The sequence below is a fragment of the Pseudomonas cichorii genome, assembly GCF_018343775.1.
Classification (GTDB): Bacteria; Pseudomonadota; Gammaproteobacteria; order Pseudomonadales; family Pseudomonadaceae; genus Aquipseudomonas; species Aquipseudomonas cichorii.
The window spans coordinates 72,236-96,444 of the sequence record NZ_CP074349.1 but is presented as its reverse complement, the minus strand read 5'-3'; the positions used below and the strand labels follow the sequence as shown (position 1 = coordinate 96,444).

Below are 24,209 nucleotides of genomic sequence, written 5' to 3'. Positions count from 1 at the left end.
ACTTTTGCGGGCATGGATAGCCAGAAAAGCAATTCGTGCCCGTGCAGCCATGCACGAGGAACAAGGGATGTTCTCATCGGCCAACCAGCCCCATTTCACGCTGACCCTTGAAGGCGCAGACTTTCAGGTTCTGGCCTTTGAAGGCCGTGAAGCGCTCAACACACCCTTCGCCTTTGAACTGGAACTGGTCAGCGAAAAAGCCTCGCTGGACCTCGAAGGGCTGCTGCACAAGCTCGCGTTCCTGCAACTGTCGCCCTCGGGCACCGGCATTCATGGCCTGGTGTACAGCATCGCTCAGGGCGAGGCCGGCAAGCGCCTGACCCGCTACCGGATCAGTCTGCGCCCGAAGCTGGCTTATCTGGCGCACCGCATCAATCAGCGCATCTTCCAGCAAATGACGGTGCCACAGATCATCACCCAGGTACTGGAAGAGCACGGCATTCTGGCCAGCGATCACCAGTTTCATCTGAGTACGGAATACCCCGAGCGGGTGTACTGCGTGCAATACGACGAGTCCGACCTGCAATTCATCCAGCGCTTGTGCGAAGAAGAGGGGATTCACTACCACTTCCAGCACAGCAGCAGTGCCCACACGCTGGTGTTCGGCGACGACCAGACAGTGTTCCCCAAGCTGGCCCCGGTGGCTTACCAGCAGGACAACGGCCTGGTCGCCGACACGCCGGTCATCAAGCGCTTCGAGTTGCGCCTGACGACCCGCACCAGCCGCACGACACGGCGCGACTACGACTTCACCAAGCCGCGTATCGAGCTGGAAAGCGACGCCAAAAGCGAAGCCCAGCCAGACCTGGAGGATTACGACTACCCAGGCCGTTTCACCGATCGCCAGCGCGGCAAACACCTGGCCAACCGGGCGCTGGAGCGCCATCGCAGTGATTACCGCCTGGCAGAAGGCCGCAGTGACCAGCCGTTGCTGGTGAGTGGACACTTCCTGTCGCTGACCGAACATACCAACGCGGCCTGGAACGATCTGTGGCTGCTCACCGAGATTTTCCATGAGGGCAAGCAGCCGCAGGTTCTGGAAGAGTCGGTGACCAGCGACACCACAGACCTCAAGGACGATTTTCACCAGGGCTACCGCAACCGCTTCACGGCCACCCCATGGGACGTGCCATACCGCCCGCCACTGGATCACCCCAAGCCACAGGTGCTGGGCACTCAGCGGGCGGTGGTCACCGGCCCCGAAGGCGAGGAGATTTTCTGCGACCAGTACGGTCGGGTGAAGGTGCAGTTCTTCTGGGATCGCGAAGGCGAGCACGACGACAAGACCAGTTGCTGGATGCGCGTGGCGTCAAACTGGGCCAGCCAGAACTTCGGCTCGATCAACCTGCCTCGCATCGGCATGGAAGTGCTGATCAGCTTTCTGGAAGGCGACCCCGATCAGCCGCTGCTCACCGGCTGCCTGTACCACGGCGTCAACCTGCCGCCCTACAAACTGCCGGACTTCAAGACCCTGGCCACGGTCAAGAGCAAGGAATACAAGGGCAGCCGCGCCAACGAACTGCGCATCGACGACACCACCAGCGAGATCAGCATCGCGCTGCGCAGCGACCATGGTGCCAGTGCGATCAACCTCGGCTACCTGACCCATCCACGCCCTTCCGGCGGCAAACCCCGCGGTGAAGGCTTCGAGCTGCGCACCGACCGCCATGGCGCGGTGCGGGCGGCGGCAGGGTTGCTGATCACAACCGAACCACGCCCCAACGAATCGAAACACCACAAGGACCTGCCCGAAACGGCCGAACGACTGGCCACCGCCAGCGAGCAACAGGACGGCCTGGGCGCCCAGGCTCGCGAAGTGCAGGCTCAGGAAACTGGCGATCAGGACGATGTGGCCAAAGCGCTGCACGCCCAGCATCAGGGCATTCTGGGCAGCGGTCCGGCAAACATGAGCGCCAATGAGTTTCCGGAATTCACCGAACCGCATCTGGTGCTGGCGAGCCCGGCCGGCATCGCCTTGTCCACACCGCGCTCCAGCCATATCGCCACCGGCGAACACCTGGCCCTGAGCAGCACCGGGCACACCAGCCTGTCCATCGGCAAACGCCTGCTGGCCAGCGCCAGTCAGGGCATGCGGCTGTTCGTGCAGAACCTGGGCTGGCGGCTGGTGGCCGTCTCCGGCGACATCGACGTCAAAGCCCTCAAGGACAGCATCAACCTGCTGGCCAAGCTCAATATCACCGCCAATGCCGACCGCATCACCATCACCGCCAAGACCGAACTGGTGATACAGGGCGGCGGCAGCGCTACCACCTACAACGCGGGCGGCATTACCCACGCCACACCCGGCCCCTACACCGCACACGCAGCGAACTTTGCCTACACCGGGGCCAAGAGTCTGGCGGGCGTCTTCCCCGAACCGCCAAAACCGGGCCAAGGCACGCTGGAGCTGTTCAACCAGTACGCGGGATTACAGGGCATCAAAGGGGGAGACTTCGAGGTTATCGATGCGTTGGGCAAGAGCCTCAAGGGCAGCCTTGATGCCAAGGGCTTTGCCACGGTTTCGGGCGCAGCACCAGGACCCGCGCAGGTGAAGTTCGGGCCAGACCCGGCGGATACCTGGAGCGACGGCAGCTACATCGGCAAACCTGAGTGGCCAGCGGAACAGCCGGAGAGTGACAGCGCGCCGTCGTCCATCGAGGCGATGGTAGCCAGTGTACTGCCGAGCGAAGGCAAGGCTGCCGAGCTGCTGGACAGCGGCAAGGCGCTGGCCAAGGGCGGGATGGAGATGGCCAGTAACGGAATGGCCGCCGTCCAGAAAGGCATGGGCGTGGTGCAATCCGCACAAGGAGCCGTGCAGACCGCCCAGCAAGCCAAAAGTGCATTGCAGGCTGGCGCATCAGGCCTTCCGCAACTGGCCAACCTGGCCGGCACCGTCGTGCCGAGTGCGGCGTCGGTACTGGGCAACGCGAGCAAGTTGGCGCAATTGCCCACACTACCGAGCATGCCCAAGCTGCCGAGCCTGCCGCCCCTCACGCCTCCCTCGATTCCCCTGAAAACGCCCGATCTTCTGGCGGGTGAGATGCTGTCATGACGACTGAGACTACTGCGGTAGCAAAACGTGAAGCACAGGTGGCAGTCGCGCCGCTCAATACCCTCGACCTGCAAGACGTGGGACGCGGGGCAGCGGTCTTCGATGCCTGGTTGCAGGAAGTCAGCGGCGGCATCGTGACCCTGGAGCGGATCAAGAACACCGCCGGGGCCTTGCCGGTGGTGGGCAACATCATGGCGCTGGTCGATGCGCTGAGCGATATCGTCACTCTGACCAAGAGCCAGAAACGCGAAATGCTCGACTGGGTGAGCCTGGGCATCAACCTGATCGGCGTGTTGCCAGCGCCACCCACCATGGCTGCGGCGCGCATGAGCCTGCGCCCGACACTGTTTCTGGTGCGCCAGGAACTGCGCCACAGCGCCAAGCTGGTGATGGGCGATGCCCTGATCGAGATTCTGATCGGGCACCTGAACGCCACCATCGTCGGCACCATCGATGACTTCGTCAAACAGGCAGAACCCAAGCTGGCAGCGATCCTCAAGGACGCAGGCAAGCTGGGCGAAGACGTGATCAGCGAAATCGCCAAGGGCCTGGAAGCCGTGGCCAACGGCACCCTTGATGCCAAGGGCGACCTCAAGGCTGCCAACGCCCAGCTCAGCAAGGCAGGCGACCAACTGCTCAATGACCCCAAGGCCGCCATCGGCAATATCTTCGGCGGGCTGTTCAGTGCCTACAAGGCGGCAGGCAAGGGTGTCGCCAACAGTGCGGCAAAAAACCTGCTGCCCGACGAAGCGAAGAAACGGGTACTGACCGAAACCGCCGGCCTCAAAGCCATGGGCCCGGAGCTGAGCGCCCAACTAAGCCGCCTGAGCGATCCCCGAGCCTTGCACTCCATTGGCTGGCTGCTGCAAATGCTGGCGACCTCGGTTGCTTCCTGGCGCAAGCGTCAGTTGCGTGGCCAGAGCGCCAGCGTCAAATCGGGCACCACCAGCCAGGCAACAAAGCAAGCGGGCGAAGGGGAGATGGGGGCGCAGGAAAAACAGGCACCCGCCACCGGCGATCCCCAGTGCCCGAAAAACGGGGTCTGCGCCGTTACAGGCAACAGCATCAGCTTCGCCCTCGGCTCCGAAACCTTCAGCCACACCGACTTCAGCCTGCCCGGTCCTTTCCCTATTCACTGGGCGCGTCTCTATAACTCGCGTTTGTCGGCCTACGATCAAGGCGTCATGGGCGCACGCTGGATCAGCGAACTCACCACCCGCTTCGACCGGGTCGATGACGGGCTGATGTTCCACGACGCCGATGGCCGCAGCCATGCCTGCCCGCTGCCTGCGGTGGGCTTGTTCCATTACGACGCCATCGAAAACGTCACCCTGGTGCGCGCCAGTGAAGAGCAACTGGTGCTGTGTCGCGGCTTGGAACGCAAGGAAACCTACCTGCGCCACGGCCAGCACTATCGCCTGACCGGTATCGAGTTGCGCAACGGTGCCGGGGTGATGCTGCATTACGAGCATCGCCATGGCGACTCCAGCGTGCTGTCCGACATCCTGACCTATCAGGGTGGTGACATCAGCAAGGTGCACTTGCACGTCGGCACAATGCTCGACGAGCATGGCCGCCTGATCGGGTTGTGGGAAATCAAGGACGGCACGCCGCTGCGCCAGCTGTGTCGCTACCAGTACGACGCTGATGGCGATCTGGTTCAGGCGCAGGATGAAAACGGTGCCGCCTGGCAGTATCACTACCAATCGCACCTGATCATCCGCTACACCGACCGCACCGGCCGCGGCATGAACCTGCAATGGGACGGCAGCGGTGCCGACGCCCGAGCCGTGCGCGAATGGGCCGACGACGGCAGTTTCGACACCCGCCTGGAGTGGGACGAAAACATCCGCCTGACCTACGTCACCGATGCCTTGGGCCATGAAACCTGGCACTACTACGACATCAAGGGCTACACCTACCGCATCCGCCACGCCGACGGGCGCTCGGAATGGCTGTTCCGTGACGAGGCCAAGAACGTCGTGCGCCATGTGCACGCTGACGGCAGCACCGACCGCTATCGCTACGACGAGCGCAGCAACCTGCTGCAACATATCCGCGCCGACGACACCGTGGTGCATTACGCCTACGACGATCAGGACCAGTTGATCAAGATCAGCGACGCCGAAGGCGGGCAATGGCAGCGCGGTTACGATGATCACGGCAATCTGGTCGAAGCCATCGACCCGCTGGGCAACACCACCGAGTACGCCTACAACGACGCAGGTCTGCCCACGGCCATCAAGGACGCCCACGGCAATGAAAAGGTTCTGGCCTACAACGACGCCGGGCAACTCGTCGAATACACCGACTGCTCCGGCAAGAGCAGCGCCTGGAAATACAACGACCTGGGGCAGATGGTCAGCTTCACCGATGCCGCGGGTAACACCACCGAGTACCAGTACAAGGCCGGACACCTGGCGCTGATCATTCACCCGGACAAGACCGAAGAGCGTTTCGAGCGCGATGCCGAAGGCAGACTGCTGGCCCACACCGATGCCCTGGAACGCTGCACCACCTGGAGTTACAGCGCAGCGGGCCTGATTGCCGAACGCATCGATGCTGCCGAACAGACCCTGCGCTACCGCTGGGACCTGCTGGGTCGCCTGACCACCCTGGAAAACGAAAACGAGCGCCGCGCCCACTTCCACTACGACCCTGTAGGCCGTTTGCTGGACGAGTCCGGTTTCGATGGCCGGGTCACCCGCTATCAGTACGACACGGACACCGGCCGTCTGGCTCGCACCGTCAATGGCGAACGGGCCATCGACCTGAGCTTCGACCCCGTAGGCCGCCTGATCGAACGCACGGCGCGCCTAGGCGAAAAGACCCAGACCGAAACCTTTGCCTACGACGGCAACGGCAACCTGATCCTCGCCGATAACCCCGACAGCCGCCTGCAATGGTTCCACGACCCGGCGGGCAACCTGCTGCGCGAGCATCAGCACTATCTGGGCCTGGATAAACCTCAGGTCGCGGTCTGGCAGCATGAATACGATGTGCTCAACCAACGCATCGCCACCACCCGCCCGGATGGGCATCGCGTCAGTTGGCTGACCTATGGCAGCGGTCACTTGCTGGGAATGCGTCTGGACGACCATGACCTGATCGGCTACGAACGCGACGACCTGCACCGCGAGATCGCCCGTCACCAAGGCAACCGCCTGCTGCAAACCCAGAGCTGGGACCCGGCCGGACGCTTGCAGGAACAACTGCTGGGCCGTCCCGACGACAAATCCACCCTGCTCAAGCGCGAGTATCAATACGACGCCGCCGGCCAGTTGACCGATATCAACGACAGCCGCCGTGGCCCGCTGGCCTATCGTTACGACCCGGTAGGCCGTCTGCTCAGCGCCACCAGCCGGTTGGGCGTGGAAACCTTTGCCTTCGACCCGGCAGGCAACCTGCTGGACGACACCGTCAACGAAATCCGCCGCCCGCTGGACCAGGACCCCAAGCGCAGCCAGTTGCTGGATAACCTGCTGCGCGAATACGCCGGCACTCATTACGACTACGACGAGCGCGGCAATCAGGTACTGCGCTGGCACAACGGTGCCTACAGCCGCCTGACCTGGGACCTGTTCGACCGGCTGGTGCATTTCGACGATGCGCGCCTGGCAGTGGACTACGCCTACGACGCCCTGGGTCGCCGTCTGTACAAGCACTCGACTGCGCACACCCAACACCGCCCCGAAGCGGGCTCGCAATGGAACTGCAACGAACACGCCCGCAAGCAACGCGAACTGGGCTGCGGTTTCACCCTCTACGGCTGGGACGGCGACACCCTCGCCTGGGAAAGCAGCCCGGCACAGCACGAAAGCGGCACCGGCCGCACCGTGCACTACCTGTACGAACCCGGCAGCTTCGTGCCCGTGGCCCAGGCCCTGCGCCAAAGCCCGATCAACCTGCTCGACCAGCCCGACTACAGCGGCCCCTACAACTTCGACGAAGACCCACTGTGGCACCACAGGCCAAAAGCCCAACCCTTCGACGCCCTGGCCTGGTACCAGTGCGACCACCTGGGCACGCCACAGGAGCTGACCGACCAGAACGGCAACATCGCCTGGAGCGCACAGTACAAGGCATGGGGTGAAATCAAGGAACAACGCTCGGCCTCAGCCCAACAGCTCGGCCTGACCAACCCGATCCGCTTCCAGGGCCAGTACCACGATCATGAGACGGGGCTGCATTACAACCGATACCGGTACTATGATCCGAGGGTAGGGCGGTTTGTTAGTAAGGATCCGATTGGGTATGCGGGTGGGTTGAACCTGTATGCGTATGCGCCGAATCCTGTTGGCTGGATGGATCCGCTTGGGCTGGCAAAGTGCAGTTGTGATCCTTGTGGTATTGCAGCCCATGCTGAGCAGCCTTCTCCAAGACCTTCGGGAATGCAATCGCATCATATAATCCAGGATGCATGGGCTAAGACTAATGTTTCAGATTACTCACGAGGAAGCGCACCTGCAATTTTGCTGCCCGCCTCTCCACAGCACTCAACCGTTACGGCATTGCAAAATGCTCGAAGAGATGAGCGACTTGCTAACGGGCAATCTAAATGGGGGACATCAATGCAGGAAGAGTTTAGAAATTCCTATAGAGATCTTGGGGCTGCCGGAGTGAGTGAGAAATGTAAACGGAAGGCAATTAAACAGGCATACAAACATTTTTATGGATAAAAAATGAATATTTTTCAATGTATTTCTTCTCTTGCTCCTAGTTGGCATGTTCGTACAGGAGCTTCTGAATCGGTTTTACGTGGTATAGAAAGTAAAGTGGGGCTGGCTTTGCCTGCTGACTATAAAGAGTTTATGAAGTGGTCTGATGGTGGCGAGGGTAAGATTAAAAGTGTTTATTTGTCGATGTGGCCGTCAATACAGATTCTGGAATTGAATGATAGTTATAAAATTAATAGTTATTTAGGTGGTGAGGTCCTTGCTATTGGGTCTGATGGAGGACCAATTTGCTTTTTATTAGATTATCGCTTTTCAAAGGAGCCAAGATTTTCTTGTGTGAATTTCGGTGATCTTGACCCTGAGGAAATTAAAGAGATTGCACCCTCATTCGAGGCGGCGATCGAGTTAGCGATTTTGGGGAAAATAGTAGGTGATGATCTTTAAACGCTTTCATGGGATTGCGTTTTTCAAAATTGGATTGATGCGCAAAAGGCTTTGCTTGCCGACAGTTCGATCCAAGAAAAACCGAAGTATTTGACATAACACTCAGAATGAGAGTTCATCAACTGGAGATTCATGAGTGTTGCTGCCACAGGGTGGAGCACGGGTTGTGATTTCGCTACACCGAATTGGGTTACGAGCCACCTGCGCTGGCGGCAATGTGGCACCTAAATGGTTTAGGGAAGCTCTGAAGTAGGAATAGGTTGAGGGAGGACAGATACGTTATGAAAGACATCATCCGCCTGGGTGACTCCACCACCCATGGAGGCGTCGTCCTCGAAGCCTTCTCCCAAACCGACCTCAACGGCAAGCCCATCGCCGGTGTTGGCCATAAAGTCAGTTGCCCTCTGTGCAAAGGAATTTTCCCCATCGCCGAGGGCAGCAGTACTTATGCGGTGGATGGAACGCCCGTGGCCCTCGACGGTATGAAAACCGCCTGCGGGGCCAGTTTGATTGCCAGCGGGCCGAAGGGGGCTGTAGCCAGTTAACTGGGCGAAAAGACCCAGACCGAAACCTTTGCCTACGATGGCAACGGCAACCTGATCCTCGCCGATAACCCCCGACAGCCGCCTGACCTGGGACCTGTTCGACCGGCTGGTGCATTTCGACGATGCGCGCCTGGCAGTGGACTACGCCTACGACGCCCTGGGTCGCCGTCTGTACAAGCACTCGACTGCGCACACCCAACACCGCCCCGAAGCGGGCTCGCAATGGAACCGCAACGAACACGCCCGCAAGCAACGCGAACTGGGCTGCGGTTTCACCCTCTACGGCTGGGACGGCGACACCCTCGCCTGGGAAAGCAGCCCGGCACAGCACGAAAGCGGCACCGGCCGCACCGTGCACTACCTGTACGAACCCGGCAGCTTCGTGCCCGTGGCCCAGGCCCTGCGCCAAAGCCCGATCAACCTGCTCGACCAGCCCGACTACAGCGGCCCCTACAACTTCGACGAAGACCCACTGTGGCACCACAGGCCAAAAGCCCAACCCTTCGACGCCCTGGCCTGGTACCAGTGCGACCACCTGGGCACGCCACAGGAACTCACCGACCAGGACGGCAACATCGCCTGGAGCGCGCAATACAAGGCATGGGGAGAAATCAAGGAACAACGCTCGGCCTCAGCCCAACAGCTCGGCCTGACCAACCCGATCCGCTTCCAGGGCCAGTACCACGATCACGAGACTGGGCTGCATTACAACCGGTATCGGTACTATGATCCGAGGGTGGGGCGGTTTATTAGTAAGGATCCGATTGGGTATGCGGGTGGGTTGAACCTGTATGCGTATGCGCCGAATCCGGTGGAGTGGGTTGACAGGTTAGGTCTCAGCCCACGCTGCCGATATGACTCAAATATGAATCCATTAGAGAAAATGGCTCACAGTATACATGGCGAATCTATAAAACCCGGTGGATCGCCGAGGGCGTTCAACAGTGAAACAATTGCTGTAGCTGTTCTGGCTAGCCCCAATGGGGAGACTCAGACTGTGGCTGCATCCAGTCGTGGAAGAATGACAGGGGCTCAGAGGGCAAAGGCCGGTCTGTTGGGGGTCACACCTATTTCAGTGCCTAATGTCTCAGGCCCAGAGGGGCATGCTGAAGTTAATATCATCAACCGATATGCCGCGCAGAATGACATGAAGGTCGTTGATATTGCTGCAAGTCGCCCTATATGTTGCTCTTGTGAGGGAGCAATCCTTAATCATGGTGCAAACCCAGTTTCACCTGTTAAACGTAAAAGATAGTGGGGTTTTAAATGAATAACTCAGAGAAGGTTTCTTTTTTTGTACTGCTGAGATCATTTGATCGATTTGGTGGCTTGCTTAAGGAGATGAAGGTCGATATTCCGAAAGATATCATCTTGTTTCTGGATAAGCTTTGGGCATGTCTTGCTTCAGACTCCAATAAAATAAATATCAAACCCACTGTTAAAATTATCGATTCTGCTGTTGTAGATGAGCAGGACGCAAGTACTGAAGAGGTATTTAAAAATCTCTACATGTACGCACTTTCTGATTTACTTATGTTTTTCTCGGAGGGAGAGGAAAGCTTAAGTGCAGCGGAAAGCTCTATTGTAGATGCTTATGATTATATCGCGGCTCAAAATTTCTTACTCAATGAAAAGGGTGGAAAGGCTATGGCGTTGAGTGAAGATGACGAAAGGAAAATCAAAAACGACCCTATTTATATGAAAGAGCTTGATGCTTTACGAGTAGATAGGGAGTTTGCTGAAAAAATTGGCGAGTGGGAGAGAGTATTAGAGTTTCGATGAATTCCCTGACACGGTTGGCATAAGTGGAGGTGTTTTTATATTCAGGATAAATACGATGCGCATTGATGCCGTCAAGTAGGTATTAAAAGGAGTACTTAGTGAAAGACATCATCCGCCTGGGCGACTCCACCACTCACGGCGGCGTCGTCCTCGAAGCCTTCTCTCAAACCAGCCTCAACGGCAAGCCCATTGCCGGTGTGGGCCATAAAGTCAGTTGCCCTCTGTGCAAAGGGATTTTCCCCATCGCCGAGGGCAGCAGTACTTATGCGGTGGATGGAACGCCCGTTGCCCTGGATGGCATGAAAACCGCCTGTGGTGCCAGCCTGATTGCCAGTGGGCCGAAGGGCGCGGTGATCGGTTAGGCGAGACTCCCACAGACCCGGTCTGACTCTGCGAGAGAAGTCCGTTTTTACAACTTCGCCTTCACCGCCGCCAATGCATCCTTGTCGTCGATGGTCTTCACGCCGTCGAGCCATTTCTCGAGGACAGCCGGGTTGGCCTTGATCCAGGCTTTGGCAGCCTCGGCATTGCTGACTTTTTTATTCGCCACCTCGGCCATGATGCTGTTTTCCATTTCCAGGGTGAAGCTCAGGTTGGTCAGCAGTTTGCCCACATTCGGGCAGGCTTCGGCGTAGCCTTTGCGGGTCAGGGTGTAGACCGAACCGGTTTCACCGAAGTATTTCTCGCCGCCCTTGAGGTAGCGCATGCCTTTGATCTGTACGTTCATGGGGTGCGGCGTCCAGCCCAGGAAGACGACGAAGGCTTTTCTCTTCACGTTGCGGTTCACTTCGGCCAGCATGGCCTGTTCGCTGGACTCCACCAGTTTCCAGTCGCCCAGCTCGAATTCGTTTTTCTTGATGATCTCCTGCAGCGACAGGTTGGCTGGCGCGCCGGAGCCGATGCCGTATATTTTCTTGCTGAACTTGTCGGCGAATTTGTTCAGATCGGCGAAGTCATGCACACCGGCTTCCCACACATAATCGGGCACAGCCAGAGTGAATTCGGTGCCTTGCAGGTTTTTGGCCAGTTGGGTCACATCGCCGGTGGCCACGAACTTGTCGTAGAAGCCTTGTTGCGCAGGCATCCAGTTACCCAGAAACACATCAAGCTGGCCGTCCTTGAGGCCGCCGAAGGCAATCGGCACTGCCAACGTGTCGACCTTGGCCTTGTAACCCAGGCCATCGAGCAGCAACCCGGTAATGGCGTTGGTGGCGGCAATGTCGCTCCAGCCAGGATCGGCCATTCTTACCGTGCTGCAACTCTGGTCAGCGGCATGCGCCGCCAGGCTGCATAACGTCATGACACCGACTGCCAGCGCTGTGGATAACTTATTCATGGATATGACCCTTTTGGTTTTCTCGGTGATGGCAGGGTTCAAGGTTGTGGATAACGTGCCTTGCGCTCCAGATCGTCCAGATCAATATGGTTGCGCATGTACTGCTGACTGGCGTCGACCAGTGGCTGGTGATCCCAACTCTTCAGCTTGCCGATGGCCAGTGTGCTGGCGACGAAACGCCGACGACGCTGGCTGGCGAGCACCTGGTGGTGTATCGCCGGTATGTCCCATCTGGCACGGGCTTCGGCCAGAAAATCATTGAATATCTGTTGATGGACAGGCGACTGGCTCAGTTCTTCCTGTTCCTTTGGATCGTTGTCCACATCGAACAATAGGCACGGGTCCTGTTCCGAGTAGATGAATTTGTAGGCGCCCCGACGAATCATCATCAAGGGACTGGTGGTGCCTTCGGCCATGTATTCGCCGAATACCTCGTCGTGGCCGTCTTCGCCTTGCAGGTGCGGCAGCAGCGAGCGGCCATCCAGCGGCAGGCCGCTGTCCAGTTGTCCTTCAGCCAGATCGACGAAGGTCGGCAGCAGATCGGCGGTGGACACCGAAGCACTCACGCGGCCCGCCTTGAAGTGGCCCGGCGCGTAGACCAGCAGCGGCACCCGCGCCGACATCTCGAACCAGTGCATTTTGTACCAGAGACCACGCTCGCCCAGCATGTCGCCGTGATCGCCCGAGAACACGATGATGGTGTCTTCGGCCAAGCCCGTTTCTTCGAGGGTTTGCAGCAGTTTGCCGACGTTGTCGTCGATATAGCTGCAAGCACCGAAGTAGGCACGGCGGGCATCGCGAATCTTGTCCACAGGCAACGGCTTGTCCCACAGGTCATACACCTTGAGCAAACGTTGCGAGTGCGGGTCCAGTTCATCCTGATCGGCGTGAGCCATCGGCAGCGGGATGTCTTCGTCGCGGTACAGATCCCAATAGCGCTTGGGGATGGTGTACGGGTCGTGAGGATGGGTCATGGAAACGGTCAGGCAAAACGGCGCGTCGCCATCCTGGCGGACATGATCAAACAGGTATTGGCGAGCCTTGAACACCACTTCTTCATCGAAATCCAGCTGGTTGGTGCGCACGCACGGCCCGGCCTGAAGCACCGACGACATGTTGTGGTACCAGCTTGGGCGCACATTCGGTTCGTCCCAGTTCACCGCCCAGCCATAATCGGCCGGGTAGATATCGCTGGTCAGTCGCTCTTCGTAACCGTGCAACTGGTCCGGGCCACAGAAGTGCATCTTGCCCGACAGCGCGGTCTTGTAGCCCAGGCCGCGCAGGTAGTGGGCATAGGTCGGGATGTCCGCCGGAAAATCCGCGGCATTGTCATAGGCACCGATCCGACTCGGGAGCTGGCCGCTGACCAGAGTAAAACGCGAAGGTGCACACAGCGGGCTGTTGCAGTAAGCGGAGTCGAACACCACGCCCTCGGCAGCCAAGCGACTCAGGTTTGGCATTTTGACGGGAGACGCTGCGTAGAACGGCAACATGGGCGCGGCCATTTGATCGGCCATGATGAACAGAATATTTTTGCGCTTCATGTAATCTCGGCATCCCATTGTCAGCAGTTATGCGAAAGTGCTGTCTTCGAGGATGAAGATCTCCGGTTTTAAGGTAAAGCCCACACAAAACAATGCCTAGGATAAGCACAGCTTATGTTTGAAACCCTCGGTGACATGTCGCTGGATCTGTTGCGGGCCTTTGAGGCAGCCGCTCGTCTGCGCAGTTTCACAGCAGCGGCCATGGAACTGGGCACGACACAACCTGCGATCAGCCAGCAGATAAAGCGCCTGGAAGAACAATTGGCGACCCGTCTGTTCGACCGGGTCTATAGGGGGATCGAGCTGACCGAGGCCGGAGAAATCCTGTTCAGCCATGTGCAGAGCGGGTTGCAGACCATGGACAGCGGCCTGGTTGCCATTACCGAGCAACATCAGAACGAGGTGCTGCAGGTCGCGACTGACTTTGCATTTGCGGCCTATTGGCTGATGCCGCGTCTGCATCGTTTTCACAAGCACCACCCGGATGTGGACGTCAGTCTGGTGACCAGCGAACGTAGCCACAGCATGCTCAGCGCGGATATCGATGTGGCGGTGCTGTTCGGGGACGGGCGTTTCAAGCAGGGTGAAAGCCGCTGGCTGTTCAGCGAAGAGGTGTTTCCGGTGTGCAGCCCGAAACTGCTTGCCGCTCGGACAACCCCTTTGCCCAATGAAGCTCTGCGCGAGTTTGCGCTGCTGCATTTACGCAGTGAAGGCAACAATAACTGGTTCGACTGGGCTGGCGTGTTTCGGGCACTCAATATTCCCCAGGCACCGGCGCCTGGCCAACTGCGCTTCGACAATTACACACTGCTGATCCAGGCCGCCATCGCCGGGCAGGGCGTTGCCATTGGCTGGCGACATCTGGTGGATGATCTGCTGGATCAGGGCCTGTTGTGCCGCCCCATCGCGGCCACGGCAATTTCTGCCTGCGGCTATTACGTGGTCTTGCCCCAGCGCAAGCGGCGGCTGCAGGTCGTGCAGCAGTTTGTCGACTGGCTGGCCAGTGAACAGGCACTTAGTGGAGACTCATTAACTGGCAAACCGCTACCATCGATTGCGGTTTGATCCTTATCTGTGGATAACTGGGAACAATCTTGAATCAGGGAGGACTTGGCAATGCAGGATGTCCAGGGCTATCACGCCCACATTTATTTCGATGCCCGGACCATCGGGCAGGCGCGGGCCTTGTGCGAAGCCGCCACGGCGAAGTTTGATGTGCAGATGGGGAGGGTTCACGAGCGACTGGTAGGCCCGCATCCGGACTGGAGCTGCCAACTGGGGTTCGGGCACTCGCAGTTTGCCGATGTAATGTTGTGGCTGGCGCTCAATCGAAACGATCTGGTGGTCTTTGTACACCCGCTCACGGGCGATGAGTTGAAGGATCACACCGAACACGCCATCTGGATGGGAGAAATCCGACCTCTTGATGTCTCCATATTCAAGACCTGAACCGCATGCTCATGGAGACACGGAGCTGTGTATAACCTGCTCCGCTATAAGCAGTGAAGATGTTCCAGGTCATGGAAGGGTGACTTCCACTTCATGCAAATGGCTTCAGCAGTGGTTTGTCGGTAATGTTTGAATCCAATAGCGCTATCCCGTGGAGATGTCATCACATGGACATTCGCACTCTGAAAAATCTCATGCAAGTCGCCCAGTGCGGCTCCCTGACCGCCGCGTCCGAAATCTGCTGCCTCAGTGTCCAGGCACTGGCCGCGCAGTTGAACAAGGTCGAAGCGCAGTTTGGCTTCAAGCTTTTCAAGCGCTCCAACAAGGGCCTGACCCTGACCAGTGCGGGTCAGGAACTTGAACCCTACATGGAACAGGTGCTGGAGGCTTCCCGGCAACTGGACAACAAGGTTGCCGCGCTCAATGTGTCGTCCTCGCAGATCCTGCGGGTTGCGCTCAACAGCACCTTGTCGAGCGAGGTCAACCGCTGCATCGTGGCGCGCATGATCGAGGCCTTCGACGATTGCCAGCTGGAATTCAGCTACGCCGAGTCGGTGGAGAACCTGAGCAAGCTCAATCACGAGAGCTTCGACATGGCCGTGCTGATCGGGCCGCAATCCATCAGACCCAGCGTTCTGCTGCCCTTCGTGCAAGTCCAGGTGGTGGGCGTGCATTGCGGGCCGAAAGATACGCCGCTGTCTTCGCTCAACGAAAAGCTCCAGGTTCGCCCCAGCAGCAGTTGCCCGTACTCCGACAGCTTCCAGCGCTTCATTGCCGGTGGCACGCCCAAGAAAGGCAAGCCGCCCAGCATTGTGTACTCGGGCAGCGAAACGCTGACGCTCTCCCTGATCAGGCAGCTGGACGGCATTGGCCTGGTTTCCAGGAGCGTTGCCGAACACAGCGGCCTGACCATCGTGCCCGGCTTTGAAGACTCGCTGGAAGTGCATCTGGTGGTGAACAATTCGAGCCTGTCATGCCAGGCCCTGAATTACGTGGTCCACACAGCATTACAGGACAGCGCTGATAGCAATGTAGGCCGCCACACCCAGCGCCACACTGAGAAACAGATTCCTGCTCAGGTATGCGCATAACAGCGTCGGGATCGCGGCAAGAAACTCGGGACGATCCAGTTGCAGTTGCTGGTTCTTGATCAGCAGCGGCGTTACGGTAATGGCGGCAACGATTGCCACAGGCAGGTACTCCAGCGCCTTGGCGATAAAGTCCGGCCAGTGCTCGGTATTGACCTGCAACGGCAGTGTGCGTGGCAGCAGCGTGACAGCGACCATCGCCGCCACCGCCAGAATCAGGAACGTTTGTTCAGGCATAGTCCGGCTCCGCAACCCAGAAGTGTGGCGATAAATACGTTGAAGGCAGAATCGCCCAGCAGGCTGAGCCCGCCCATGGCAACCACGGCAACCAGTGCCGCAATGAGCTTCTTGCGGGTATCGCACAGCGAAACCAGCACATACAGCATCATGGCGCTCAGGGCGTAGTCGAGTTTGTAGCTCACCAGATGCGCCGCATATTGCGCGCACAGCGCACCGATCAGGCCGCCGGCCACCCACGCGGTGTGGCAGTAGAGGTTGAAACCGATCAGGTAGCGGGCCGTGACCGGCTTGTCCTTGCCGAGCCGCACACTATGGAAGGCAAACGACTCGTCGGTCAGTTGCGCGCCATAGCAGAAGCGCTCCAGGCGACTCAGCTTCAGGGCGCGCAAGGCCTTGGCCATGTACACCGACATCAGCATGTGCCGGGCATTGATCAGGAACGTCGTGAGGATGATGGTCGGCAGCGAAGCTCCCGCGCTCATCAGCGCCAGGGCGGCGAACTGCGAAGCACCGGCATACACGAACAGACACATCGCGACCGGCAGCCAGAGCGGAAAGCCCGCATTGATCGCCATGAGCCCGAACACGAAGGCCACGGCAAAGTAGCCGGCCACGACCGGGCTGGCTTCGGCGAACGCACTGGATTTCTGCTTGGGAACCGGCATGGTTTGATCGATCGATAGCTTGCTCAAAGGTCTTTCTCGCAAGTGATTTCGCCTTTGGGTTCATGAAAACCCAGGCTATTCCAGAAATTGCGCCCCACCAGATTGTCGCCGTCGACGAACAGGAACATGCGTCGCACATTGAGGCGCTTCATATCTGCGGTGGCAGCATCCACCAGACACTGCCCGACGCCCTGACCACGATACTCGGGGCTGACCGCCAGATGATTGATGGTCCCGCGAGTCCCCAGTACCCCACCCAGAACCGCACCAACGACATCACCTTTGGCATCCTTGGCCAGATAGGCGATGGTGGTTTCGCGAGTCAGGATCCTCTGCAGGCATTTGGTGTCCTGCCACTGGCAGAACGCGACTTCCTTGAAAGAGCGGAAGAAGCTCTCCAGCAACGCGGCATCCTGATAAGTCGCTCGCTTGAGAAGGGCTATTTCTGCGGGTTCGAGATTTTCAGCGAACAATGTCAAAAGGCGTCCCCGGCAAGGAAAATGAAATAGCCATGATCTGACGATAGGCGATTTTGTGCGGGTCGCGATTGCTCGCAGGCGTTACGTAATGGCGCATTTCCCGGTCCAGGAAGAAAGTAGTGTCCAGCACTTCATCGTAGGTGAGTGCCGCCAGTTGTTCTTCCTGGGTGTTGTACAGCCGGCTCTGGGCGCCCTCGACGTTCTGCTTGCCCCAGAAATGCACGCCGCTGAAAGGGTAACCATCGCAATGGATGCCTTCGGGCGTGATTTCCAGCGTCTTGCCCGGTTTGATCTCGATACGGATCTGATGGATCTGGCATTGCCAGACCTTGTTGTGCAGATCTGGCGGAAGCACATGCTTATAGACTTCAAAATCCAGGTCTATAAGGCTGCGCACGACCGGCGAAGCGATGACTTCTTCGGAAAAGTCCTGAAAATGCCGCTCCATGCCGCCAACGTAGCGGTTATGGGCAGTGGACTGGACATAAGCTCGATGTTCGAGTTGGCGCAGGTCGCGAGTGACTGGGTTGTATTCAAAGTCGCTATAGCGGCGAAACCGCATGCCTGAATCGGCCTGCCCGTAGTACTTGTCCTCCTCCATGTTCTCCCAGCTCTTGGTGAGCCGGATGAAATCGGCGAAATGACCGTACAGACTAAAATCGCTGCCTAGAACATTTGCAAACTTGTCACGTTGTAGCGAGTGGCCAACTTCCTTGTTCAAGACAAGCATTTTCAGGGTCCTTTTCTACGGTGAGCGCCTAATTTAGACGTCACGGCAGATAGTTCCATGAAAAAGAATTTCAGGCATATCAAGCCCTGATTGATGCCCCTGAAGGGCTGCCGTCACCAGCAGGCAGCCCGTTTCGCATGTGATACTGAATCAATTCAGTACGCCATCGAAGATAGCGTAGACGATGCCTGCACCCGCTGCGATCAAGAGCCTCTGTACATCAGAAACTTCATCTTCAGCCATTACGGGCATTGCGTACGCCATCGGCCAGGGCGGCACACAGACTCAGCACGCCATCCACAGCCTCTTCGGGGGATTTGGCTGTAGCGATCTTGTCCACCAGCGCAGAACCGACCACCACACCATCGGCCAGACGCGCGATAGCGGCAGCCTGCTCAGGCGTACGAATGCCGAAACCGACACTGATGGGCAGAGACGTATGGCGACGCAGGCGGGCGATGGCCTCGGTGACGTGCTCAGTGGTGGCCGAACCGGCACCGGTCACACCGGCCACGGACACGTAGTAGACGAAACCGGAACTGCGTTCCAGAACACGTGGCAGACGTGCGTCATCGGTGGTCGGCGTGGTCAGGCGAATGAAGTCGATGCCAGAAGCCTGGGCAGGCGTGGCCAGCTCGGCGTCATGCTCAGGTGGCAGGTCGACGATGATCAGCCCGTCCACACCGGCATCCTTGGATGCCGCAACAAAAGCGTCCACACCAAAGCGATGAATCGGGTTGTAGTAACCCATCAGCACGATAGGTGTGGTCTGGTCTTCGGCACGGAACTCGCTGACCATCTGCAGGGTTTTCAACAGGGTCTGGCCAGCGTCCAGGGCACGCAGGGTCGCCAGTTGAATCGCGACACCGTCAGCCATCGGATCGGTGAAGGGCATGCCCAGCTCGATCACGTCAGCGCCAGCCGCGGGCAGCCCTTTGAGGACTTTCAGGGAAGTGTCATAGCCAGGATCGCCAGCGGTGATGAAAGTCACCAGTGCCGCACGGCCTTCGGTTTTCAGCTGGGCGAAACGTTGCTCAAGACGGCTCATACCGACTTCTCCTGGTTCTGTTCAGCAGCGGCCATGTGGCTCATTACGGTTTGCATGTCTTTGTCACCGCGACCGGAGAAGCACACGACCATCAGATGGTCACTGCTCAGGGTAGGGGCACGCTTGATGGCTTCGGCCAGGGCGTGGGCGGTTTCCAGTGCCGGAATGATGCCTTCGAGTCGGCAGCATTGATGGAAAGCCTGCAGGGCCTCTTCGTCGGTGATGTTGACGTACTCGGCGCGCTTCACTTCATGCAGGTAAGCGTGCTCGGGGCCGATGCCCGGGTAGTCCAGGCCGGCGGAAATCGAGTGGGCGTCAGCGATCTGGCCGTCGTCGTTCTGCAACAGGTAAGTACGGTTGCCGTGCAATACGCCAGGGACGCCGCCGTTGAGGCTGGCTGCGTGCTTGTCGGTGTCGATGCCGTGACCACCGGCCTCGACGCCAATGATTTGTACGCTGGCATCATCGAGGAACGGATGGAACAGGCCCATGGCGTTGGAACCACCGCCCACGCACGCCACCAGACTGTCCGGCAGACGCCCTTCCTTCTCCTGCATCTGAGCCTTTGTTTCCTTGCCGATGATCGACTGGAAATCACGGACCATCGCCGGGTACGGGTGTGGACCTGCCACGGTGCCGATCAGGTAGAAAGTGTCTTCGACGTTGGTCACCCAGTCGCGCAGGGCTTCGTTCATGGCGTCTTTCAGGGTGCCGGTGCCGGAAGTGACAGGCACGATCTCGGCCCCCAGCAGCTTCATGCGGAACACGTTGGCCTGTTGGCGCTCGATGTCGGTTGCGCCCATGTAGATCACGCAAGGCAGGCCGAAGCGGGCGGCGACTGTGGCCGTGGCAACGCCGTGCATGCCTGCGCCAGTTTCAGCGATCAGACGCTTCTTGCCCATGCGCTTGGCCAGCAGGATCTGGCCAATGCAGTTGTTGATCTTGTGCGCGCCGGTGTGGTTCAGCTCTTCACGCTTGAAGTAGATCTTGGCGCCACCGCAGGCTTCGGTCAGGCGCTCGGCGAAATACAGCGGGTTCGGGCGGCCGACATAGTCGCGCTGGAAGTAGGCCAGTTGCTCGGCGAACTCAGGGTCGGCCTTGGCGGCTTCGTACTCGCGGTTCAGGTCAAGCACCAGCGGCATGAGGGTTTCAGCCACGTAGCGGCCACCAAATGAGCCGAACAGGCCGTTGGCATCAGGGCCGCTGCGATAGTTGGTCTGGGTCATGGGGGCTCCAGTTGCAGTCTTGGGCGAATGGGTTGAGCCGGATCGGCAATGAGCTCACTTTAACCAGCGCACGCCAGGATGAAAACCGATAAGATCGCCACAACCTGTCAGGAAAACTCACATATACCATGAGCCGCGACCTTCCTCCCCTCAATGCCTTGCGCGCTTTTGAAGCCACCGCCCGCCTGGGCAGCGTCAGTCAGGCAGCGGAACAGCTGCACGTGACCCACGGCGCGGTCAGCCGCCAGTTGAAAGCGCTGGAGGAACACTTGGGCGTCAGCCTGTTCAGCAAGGACGGGCGTGGCCTGAAACTCACAGATGCCGGTGTACGTTTGCGCGAAGTCAGCGGTGAGGCTTTCGACCGCCTGCGCGATGTATGCGCCGAGCTGAGCCAGGGCAGCGCGGATGCTCCGTTCGTGCTGGGCTGTTCCGGCAGCCTGCTGGCGCGCTGGTTTATCCCGCGACTGGGGCGTCTGAATGCCGAGTTGCCGGACCTGCGCTTGCACCTTTCGGCAGGTGAGGGCGATCTGGACCCGCGTCGACCCGGTCTGGATGCATTGCTGGTCTTTGCCGAGCCGCCATGGCCGGCAGACATGCAGGTTTTCGAGCTGGCCAGCGAGCGTATCGGCCCGGTGCTGAGCCCTCGTTTCACACGCTTCGAAGCATTGCGACAGGCTCCGGCTCAAGCGCTGTCGAGCGAAACCTTGTTGCAGACCACATCACGCCCGCAAGCCTGGCCAAGCTGGGCGCAGCACAACGGGATCGATCCGCAGGCGCTGCGTTACGGTCAGGGTTTCGAGCATTTGTATTATTTGCTGGAGGCAGCAGTGGCAGGACTGGGCATTGCCATTGCGCCCGAGCCGCTGGTCACGGATGACCTGCGGGCCGGGCGCCTGGCAGCACCCTGGGGTTTCAGCGAAACCCCGGCACGACTTGCACTCTGGGTGCCCCGACGCGCTGCAGACGGTCGGGCGCAGCAGTTGGCTCAATGGTTGAAAAACGAGCTGGAGCGCTCCATCGAGCCGATCAGAAAATGATCATTCGCCGCGTTTGATCAACAGGTAGGCAGCAAGCAGGCCGATAGCCCCGACTGCAACACCCGCGGTCGTCCAGGGATGTTCCTGGGCATAGTCACGCGTGGCAATTGCGTTTTCACGAGTCTTGACCTTCACGTCCTCATAGAGATCGCTGAGCAGATGACGCGAATGGCTCAACGCATTTTCAGCATTGGCCTTGAGGCTTTTCAGCGTCTTGCGCGATTCCTCGGAAGCATCACCTTTGAGGCTTTCCAAAGACTTGAGAAGGCTCTCGATCTCCGCTTCCATGCTTTGCAACGAGGCTTTACGAAGTGAATTGCTAGCCATGGTATTTCTCCTGCTGTGGTGAGTAGGTGTGTTGTTTCCGACTCCAGGCTTTTTGGAAAGTGCGATGGTATTTGTGCAAAGTGCTGAACTTTTCTCTGCCTTTTCCTGACAGAACCTTTAAGCGCCGCCATTGCCGCGCCTCTGAAGGCTACCAAGGAGAACTGCCATGAGTGATCACCATACCTACAAGAAGATCGAGCTGGTTGGCTCGTCTACCATCAGTATTGAAGATGCCATCAACAATGCGATTGCAGAAGCCAGCAAGAGCCTTCAGTACCTGGAGTGGTTTGAAGTGACCGAAACCCGCGGGCACATCGAAAACGGAAAGGTTGCGCACTATCAGGTCACCCTCAAAGTGGGCTTTCGCATTGCCGATAGCTGACAGGTTCTGACGCTTTTAACTGGCCGTTTGCCATAAATTCCGCTACAGATAGAAACCGCTGCCGCGCACCACTGCGTGGCAGTTGCCATTGCGCGCTTCATTTTGGAGTGCCTGGAATTTGTCAACACGAGGGAGTGTCATTGATGAAGAAGTTTCTATTGGTAGCAGCCTTGCTGAGCTTTGCAGGAACCACCATGGCGGCGGGCAAGAATTGCGAAGAGCTGAAAGCGGAGATTGACGCAAAACTCCAGTCGCTCAAGGTTTCGTCCTACACGCTGGAAATCATCCCGACAGACGATGTGAAAGATCAGAAAATCGTCGGTTCCTGCGATTGGGGCAGACACAAGATCATCTACACCCGCAACTGATCCGGCACACCTCCACCGCCGTGTAGGGGCGAATTCATTCGCGAAAGGCTGGCGATCTTTACCGTCAGGTATGCCGCCTTCCCGGATAAATCCGGTCCTACACTGTGCGGTGTCTTTATCCCTGCGCAACCTGCGCCAGGATTTCATACGAGCGTAAACGATCCTCGTGCTCGTACATGTCGCAGGTGAAGATCAATTCATCGGCATCGGTTTGTTCCAGCAGCACATCCAGCTTGGCGCGGATCTTTTCCGGACCGCCCACCATCGCCAGCCCCAGAAAGCTCGCAACGGCCTCTCGCTCGTGAGGCAACCACAGTTTGTCCATGGACTCGACCGGCGGGCGCTGCACCAGGCTGTGCCCGCGCATCAGCGCCAGAATGCGCTGGTAGACCGACGTCGCCAGGTACTCGGCACGCTCGTCGGTGTCGGCGGCAGACAACGGCACACCCAGCATCACATAAGGCTTGTCGAGCACTTCGGAAGGCTGGAAATGATTGCGATAGACGCGAATCGCCTCATGCATGTAGCGCGGCGCGAAATGCGAGGCAAAGGCATAAGGCAGCCCGCGCATCCCGGCCAGTTGCGCGCTGAACAGGCTCGATCCCAGCAACCAGATCGGCACATTGGTGCCTGAGCCCGGCACGGCGATCACTTTCTGATCAGGCGTGCGTGGCCCGAGGTAGCCCATCAACTCGGTGACATCGTCAGGGAAATCATCGGCGCTGCCGGAACGCTCGCGACGCAGTGCCCGGGCCGTCATCTGGTCCGAACCCGGCGCACGCCCCAGGCCCAGATCGATACGACCGGGATAAAGACTGGCCAGGGTGCCGAACTGCTCGGCAATGACCAATGGCGCATGATTGGGCAGCATGACGCCACCAGCGCCTACGCGAATCGTCGAAGTACCGCCAGCCAGATAGGCCAGCAGCACAGAGGTCGCCGAACTCGCGATGCCATCCATGTTGTGGTGCTCTGCCACCCAGAAGCGGTTGTAACCCAGCTTCTCGACGTGCTGAGCCAGGTTCAGGGAATTACGCAGTGATTCTGCGGGACCTTTGTCCTGGCGCACAGGCACCAGATCAAGGGTGGAAATCTTTACATCCGTCAAACGTTTCATAGGCCGCTGCTTCTCCTCGAAATGTGTTGGGCTGAGCCCATGATGAAACAGCAGTGCGGGCGCAAGCGCTGCTTTTCAATGGCAACCCCAAAAAAGACCTACCAAAACACTAGGACTTATAGGTTGAACTTTCCAAGACCGTCTATCCTCAGAAACTTGGTTACGGCCGGAACATTACCGATTTAATCAGGAGGCACCATGAGCATCGTCAAGAAAGCATCAGCCCATTGGGAAGGTGATCTGAAGAGTGGCATTGGCAGTATCTCCACTGAAACGGGCGTACTGCGCGAAGCGCCTTACGGTTTCAAGGCCCGCTTCGAGGGCGGCAAAGGCACCAACCCGGAAGAACTGATCGGCGCAGCCCATGCTGGCTGCTTCTCCATGGCCCTGTCGATGATCCTCGGGAACGCGGGCTTCACCGCTGAAAGCATCGATACTCAGGCTGAAGTGACACTGGATCAGGACAGCGGCGGATTTTCGATCACAGCCGTTCATCTCGTGCTCAAGGCCAAGGTCCCAGGTGCAAGCCAGCAGCAGTTTGATGAGTTGACCAAGCAAGCCAAAGAAGGCTGCCCGGTTTCCAAGGTGCTGAATGCCAAGATCACTCTGGATGCCACGCTGCTCGGCTGATCGATAGCGTGACCCCGCAGGCCCGCACAACCCGGTTGTGCGGG

At 58.6% G+C, this 24,209-nt stretch carries 24 protein-coding genes; 14 read left to right on the top strand and 10 right to left on the bottom strand.

What is annotated here, in order from left to right:
* Positions 1-67 precede the first annotated feature (67 nt).
* From KGD89_RS00465 to KGD89_RS00435, 7 genes are all read left to right on the top strand, one after another.
* The gene (locus KGD89_RS00465; protein ID WP_025257863.1) at positions 68-3,052 is read left to right on the top strand and encodes a type VI secretion system Vgr family protein; all 2,985 of its coding nucleotides are present in this window, start codon (positions 68-70) and stop codon (positions 3,050-3,052) included.
* A complete protein-coding gene (locus KGD89_RS00460; RefSeq protein ID WP_025257862.1) occupies positions 3,049-7,731 on the top strand; it encodes an RHS repeat-associated core domain-containing protein in 4,683 nt (1,560 codons plus the stop codon). The genes KGD89_RS00465 and KGD89_RS00460 overlap by 4 nt, the downstream gene beginning before the upstream one ends.
* A 3-nt stretch (positions 7,732-7,734) precedes the next feature.
* Complete coding sequence (locus KGD89_RS00455; protein ID WP_081741905.1) at positions 7,735-8,172, top strand: SMI1/KNR4 family protein; 438 nt, start codon at positions 7,735-7,737, stop codon at positions 8,170-8,172.
* A gap of 281 nt (positions 8,173-8,453) precedes the next feature.
* Positions 8,454-8,717: a PAAR domain-containing protein gene (locus KGD89_RS00450; protein WP_025257860.1), complete on the top strand. Its 264-nt coding sequence runs from the start codon at positions 8,454-8,456 to the stop codon at positions 8,715-8,717.
* 109 nt (positions 8,718-8,826) lie between these two features.
* On the top strand, positions 8,827-9,972 hold the full coding sequence (locus KGD89_RS26555) for an RHS repeat domain-containing protein (protein WP_025257859.1): 1,146 nt from the start codon (positions 8,827-8,829) through the stop codon (positions 9,970-9,972).
* A gap of 11 nt (positions 9,973-9,983) precedes the next feature.
* A complete protein-coding gene (locus KGD89_RS00440) occupies positions 9,984-10,499 on the top strand; it encodes a hypothetical protein (RefSeq protein ID WP_025257858.1) in 516 nt (171 codons plus the stop codon).
* A gap of 98 nt (positions 10,500-10,597) precedes the next feature.
* On the top strand, positions 10,598-10,861 hold the full coding sequence (locus KGD89_RS00435; protein ID WP_025257857.1) for a PAAR domain-containing protein: 264 nt from the start codon (positions 10,598-10,600) through the stop codon (positions 10,859-10,861).
* A 47-nt stretch (positions 10,862-10,908) separates the two neighbouring features.
* Here KGD89_RS00435 and KGD89_RS00430 read toward each other — a convergent pair whose 3' ends face one another.
* Positions 10,909-11,835, bottom strand: a complete 927-nt coding sequence (locus KGD89_RS00430; protein WP_025257856.1) for a choline ABC transporter substrate-binding protein — start codon at positions 11,833-11,835, stop codon at positions 10,909-10,911.
* A 38-nt stretch (positions 11,836-11,873) separates the two neighbouring features.
* Positions 11,874-13,379, bottom strand: coding sequence for a choline-sulfatase (gene betC / locus KGD89_RS00425; RefSeq protein ID WP_025257855.1), 1,506 nt, complete (start codon positions 13,377-13,379; stop codon positions 11,874-11,876).
* A 114-nt stretch (positions 13,380-13,493) separates the two neighbouring features.
* On the opposite strand from betC, the gene KGD89_RS00420 reads away from it, so the two are divergent.
* The 3 genes from KGD89_RS00420 (at position 13,494) to KGD89_RS00410 (ending at position 15,919) form a co-directional block, all read left to right on the top strand.
* Positions 13,494-14,444: a choline sulfate utilization transcriptional regulator gene (locus KGD89_RS00420; RefSeq protein WP_025257854.1), complete on the top strand. Its 951-nt coding sequence runs from the start codon at positions 13,494-13,496 to the stop codon at positions 14,442-14,444.
* 51 nt (positions 14,445-14,495) lie between these two features.
* The gene (locus KGD89_RS00415; protein ID WP_025257853.1) at positions 14,496-14,828 is read left to right on the top strand and encodes a DOPA 4,5-dioxygenase family protein; all 333 of its coding nucleotides are present in this window, start codon (positions 14,496-14,498) and stop codon (positions 14,826-14,828) included.
* Positions 14,829-14,995: 167 nt separating this feature from the next.
* Complete coding sequence (locus tag KGD89_RS00410; protein ID WP_025257852.1) at positions 14,996-15,919, top strand: LysR family transcriptional regulator; 924 nt, start codon at positions 14,996-14,998, stop codon at positions 15,917-15,919.
* On the opposite strand, the gene KGD89_RS00405 is transcribed toward KGD89_RS00410, so the two are convergent.
* From KGD89_RS00405 to trpB, 6 genes are all read right to left on the bottom strand, one after another.
* Positions 15,836-16,153: an AzlD domain-containing protein gene (locus KGD89_RS00405; RefSeq protein ID WP_074569063.1), complete on the bottom strand. Its 318-nt coding sequence runs from the start codon at positions 16,151-16,153 to the stop codon at positions 15,836-15,838. The two genes, KGD89_RS00410 and KGD89_RS00405, sit on opposite strands and share 84 nt — an antisense overlap.
* Complete coding sequence (locus tag KGD89_RS00400; protein ID WP_038400123.1) at positions 16,132-16,821, bottom strand: AzlC family ABC transporter permease; 690 nt, start codon at positions 16,819-16,821, stop codon at positions 16,132-16,134. The genes KGD89_RS00405 and KGD89_RS00400 overlap by 22 nt, the downstream gene beginning before the upstream one ends.
* A 23-nt stretch (positions 16,822-16,844) precedes the next feature.
* On the bottom strand, positions 16,845-17,222 hold the full coding sequence (locus KGD89_RS00395; protein ID WP_025257849.1) for a GNAT family N-acetyltransferase: 378 nt from the start codon (positions 17,220-17,222) through the stop codon (positions 16,845-16,847).
* Positions 17,223-17,283: 61 nt separating this feature from the next.
* A complete protein-coding gene (locus tag KGD89_RS00390; protein ID WP_025257848.1) occupies positions 17,284-18,030 on the bottom strand; it encodes a 2OG-Fe dioxygenase family protein in 747 nt (248 codons plus the stop codon).
* Positions 18,031-18,265: 235 nt separating this feature from the next.
* Complete coding sequence (trpA, locus tag KGD89_RS00385; protein WP_025257847.1) at positions 18,266-19,078, bottom strand: tryptophan synthase subunit alpha; 813 nt, start codon at positions 19,076-19,078, stop codon at positions 18,266-18,268.
* Positions 19,075-20,304: a tryptophan synthase subunit beta gene (gene trpB / locus KGD89_RS00380; protein ID WP_025257846.1), complete on the bottom strand. Its 1,230-nt coding sequence runs from the start codon at positions 20,302-20,304 to the stop codon at positions 19,075-19,077. Before trpB ends, trpA begins: the two co-directional genes overlap by 4 nt.
* A gap of 128 nt (positions 20,305-20,432) precedes the next feature.
* Between trpB and KGD89_RS00375 the strand changes: the two genes are divergently transcribed.
* Positions 20,433-21,341 (top strand): LysR family transcriptional regulator, encoded by a 909-nt coding sequence (locus KGD89_RS00375; RefSeq protein ID WP_038399719.1) that lies wholly within the window; start codon positions 20,433-20,435, stop codon positions 21,339-21,341.
* Here KGD89_RS00375 and KGD89_RS00370 read toward each other — a convergent pair whose 3' ends face one another.
* The gene (locus tag KGD89_RS00370) at positions 21,342-21,668 is read right to left on the bottom strand and encodes a DUF883 family protein (protein ID WP_025257845.1); all 327 of its coding nucleotides are present in this window, start codon (positions 21,666-21,668) and stop codon (positions 21,342-21,344) included.
* A gap of 166 nt (positions 21,669-21,834) precedes the next feature.
* Between KGD89_RS00370 and KGD89_RS00365 the strand changes: the two genes are divergently transcribed.
* Positions 21,835-22,050, top strand: coding sequence for a dodecin (locus tag KGD89_RS00365; RefSeq protein WP_025257844.1), 216 nt, complete (start codon positions 21,835-21,837; stop codon positions 22,048-22,050).
* A 143-nt stretch (positions 22,051-22,193) separates the two neighbouring features.
* Positions 22,194-22,418, top strand: coding sequence for a DUF1161 domain-containing protein (locus tag KGD89_RS00360; RefSeq protein ID WP_025257843.1), 225 nt, complete (start codon positions 22,194-22,196; stop codon positions 22,416-22,418).
* 115 nt (positions 22,419-22,533) lie between these two features.
* Here the strand turns inward: KGD89_RS00360 and KGD89_RS00355 are convergent, their stop codons facing one another.
* Positions 22,534-23,535, bottom strand: coding sequence for an LLM class flavin-dependent oxidoreductase (locus KGD89_RS00355; protein ID WP_025257842.1), 1,002 nt, complete (start codon positions 23,533-23,535; stop codon positions 22,534-22,536).
* A 198-nt stretch (positions 23,536-23,733) separates the two neighbouring features.
* Between KGD89_RS00355 and KGD89_RS00350 the strand changes: the two genes are divergently transcribed.
* Positions 23,734-24,165, top strand: coding sequence for an OsmC family protein (locus tag KGD89_RS00350; protein ID WP_025257841.1), 432 nt, complete (start codon positions 23,734-23,736; stop codon positions 24,163-24,165).
* Positions 24,166-24,209 lie beyond the last annotated feature (44 nt).

Coding starts and splice junctions, on each gene's coding strand:
- KGD89_RS00400 (WP_038400123.1), bottom strand. CDS start 16,821: ATGCCGGTTCCCAAGCAGAAATCCAGTGCGTTCGCCGAAGCCAGCCCG.
- KGD89_RS00370 (WP_025257845.1), bottom strand. CDS start 21,668: ATGGCTAGCAATTCACTTCGTAAAGCCTCGTTGCAAAGCATGGAAGCG.
- KGD89_RS00440 (WP_025257858.1), top strand. CDS start 9,984: ATGAATAACTCAGAGAAGGTTTCTTTTTTTGTACTGCTGAGATCATTT.
- KGD89_RS00355 (WP_025257842.1), bottom strand. CDS start 23,535: ATGAAACGTTTGACGGATGTAAAGATTTCCACCCTTGATCTGGTGCCT.
- KGD89_RS00405 (WP_074569063.1), bottom strand. CDS start 16,153: ATGCCTGAACAAACGTTCCTGATTCTGGCGGTGGCGGCGATGGTCGCT.
- KGD89_RS00420 (WP_025257854.1), top strand. CDS start 13,494: ATGTTTGAAACCCTCGGTGACATGTCGCTGGATCTGTTGCGGGCCTTT.
- trpB (WP_025257846.1), bottom strand. CDS start 20,304: ATGACCCAGACCAACTATCGCAGCGGCCCTGATGCCAACGGCCTGTTC.
- KGD89_RS00375 (WP_038399719.1), top strand. CDS start 20,433: ATGAGCCGCGACCTTCCTCCCCTCAATGCCTTGCGCGCTTTTGAAGCC.
- KGD89_RS00365 (WP_025257844.1), top strand. CDS start 21,835: ATGAGTGATCACCATACCTACAAGAAGATCGAGCTGGTTGGCTCGTCT.
- KGD89_RS00450 (WP_025257860.1), top strand. CDS start 8,454: ATGAAAGACATCATCCGCCTGGGTGACTCCACCACCCATGGAGGCGTC.
- KGD89_RS00410 (WP_025257852.1), top strand. CDS start 14,996: ATGGACATTCGCACTCTGAAAAATCTCATGCAAGTCGCCCAGTGCGGC.
- KGD89_RS00350 (WP_025257841.1), top strand. CDS start 23,734: ATGAGCATCGTCAAGAAAGCATCAGCCCATTGGGAAGGTGATCTGAAG.
- trpA (WP_025257847.1), bottom strand. CDS start 19,078: ATGAGCCGTCTTGAGCAACGTTTCGCCCAGCTGAAAACCGAAGGCCGT.
- KGD89_RS00455 (WP_081741905.1), top strand. CDS start 7,735: ATGAATATTTTTCAATGTATTTCTTCTCTTGCTCCTAGTTGGCATGTT.
- KGD89_RS00390 (WP_025257848.1), bottom strand. CDS start 18,030: ATGCTTGTCTTGAACAAGGAAGTTGGCCACTCGCTACAACGTGACAAG.
- KGD89_RS00460 (WP_025257862.1), top strand. CDS start 3,049: ATGACGACTGAGACTACTGCGGTAGCAAAACGTGAAGCACAGGTGGCA.
- betC (WP_025257855.1), bottom strand. CDS start 13,379: ATGAAGCGCAAAAATATTCTGTTCATCATGGCCGATCAAATGGCCGCG.
- KGD89_RS00465 (WP_025257863.1), top strand. CDS start 68: ATGTTCTCATCGGCCAACCAGCCCCATTTCACGCTGACCCTTGAAGGC.
- KGD89_RS00415 (WP_025257853.1), top strand. CDS start 14,496: ATGCAGGATGTCCAGGGCTATCACGCCCACATTTATTTCGATGCCCGG.
- KGD89_RS00430 (WP_025257856.1), bottom strand. CDS start 11,835: ATGAATAAGTTATCCACAGCGCTGGCAGTCGGTGTCATGACGTTATGC.
- KGD89_RS00360 (WP_025257843.1), top strand. CDS start 22,194: ATGAAGAAGTTTCTATTGGTAGCAGCCTTGCTGAGCTTTGCAGGAACC.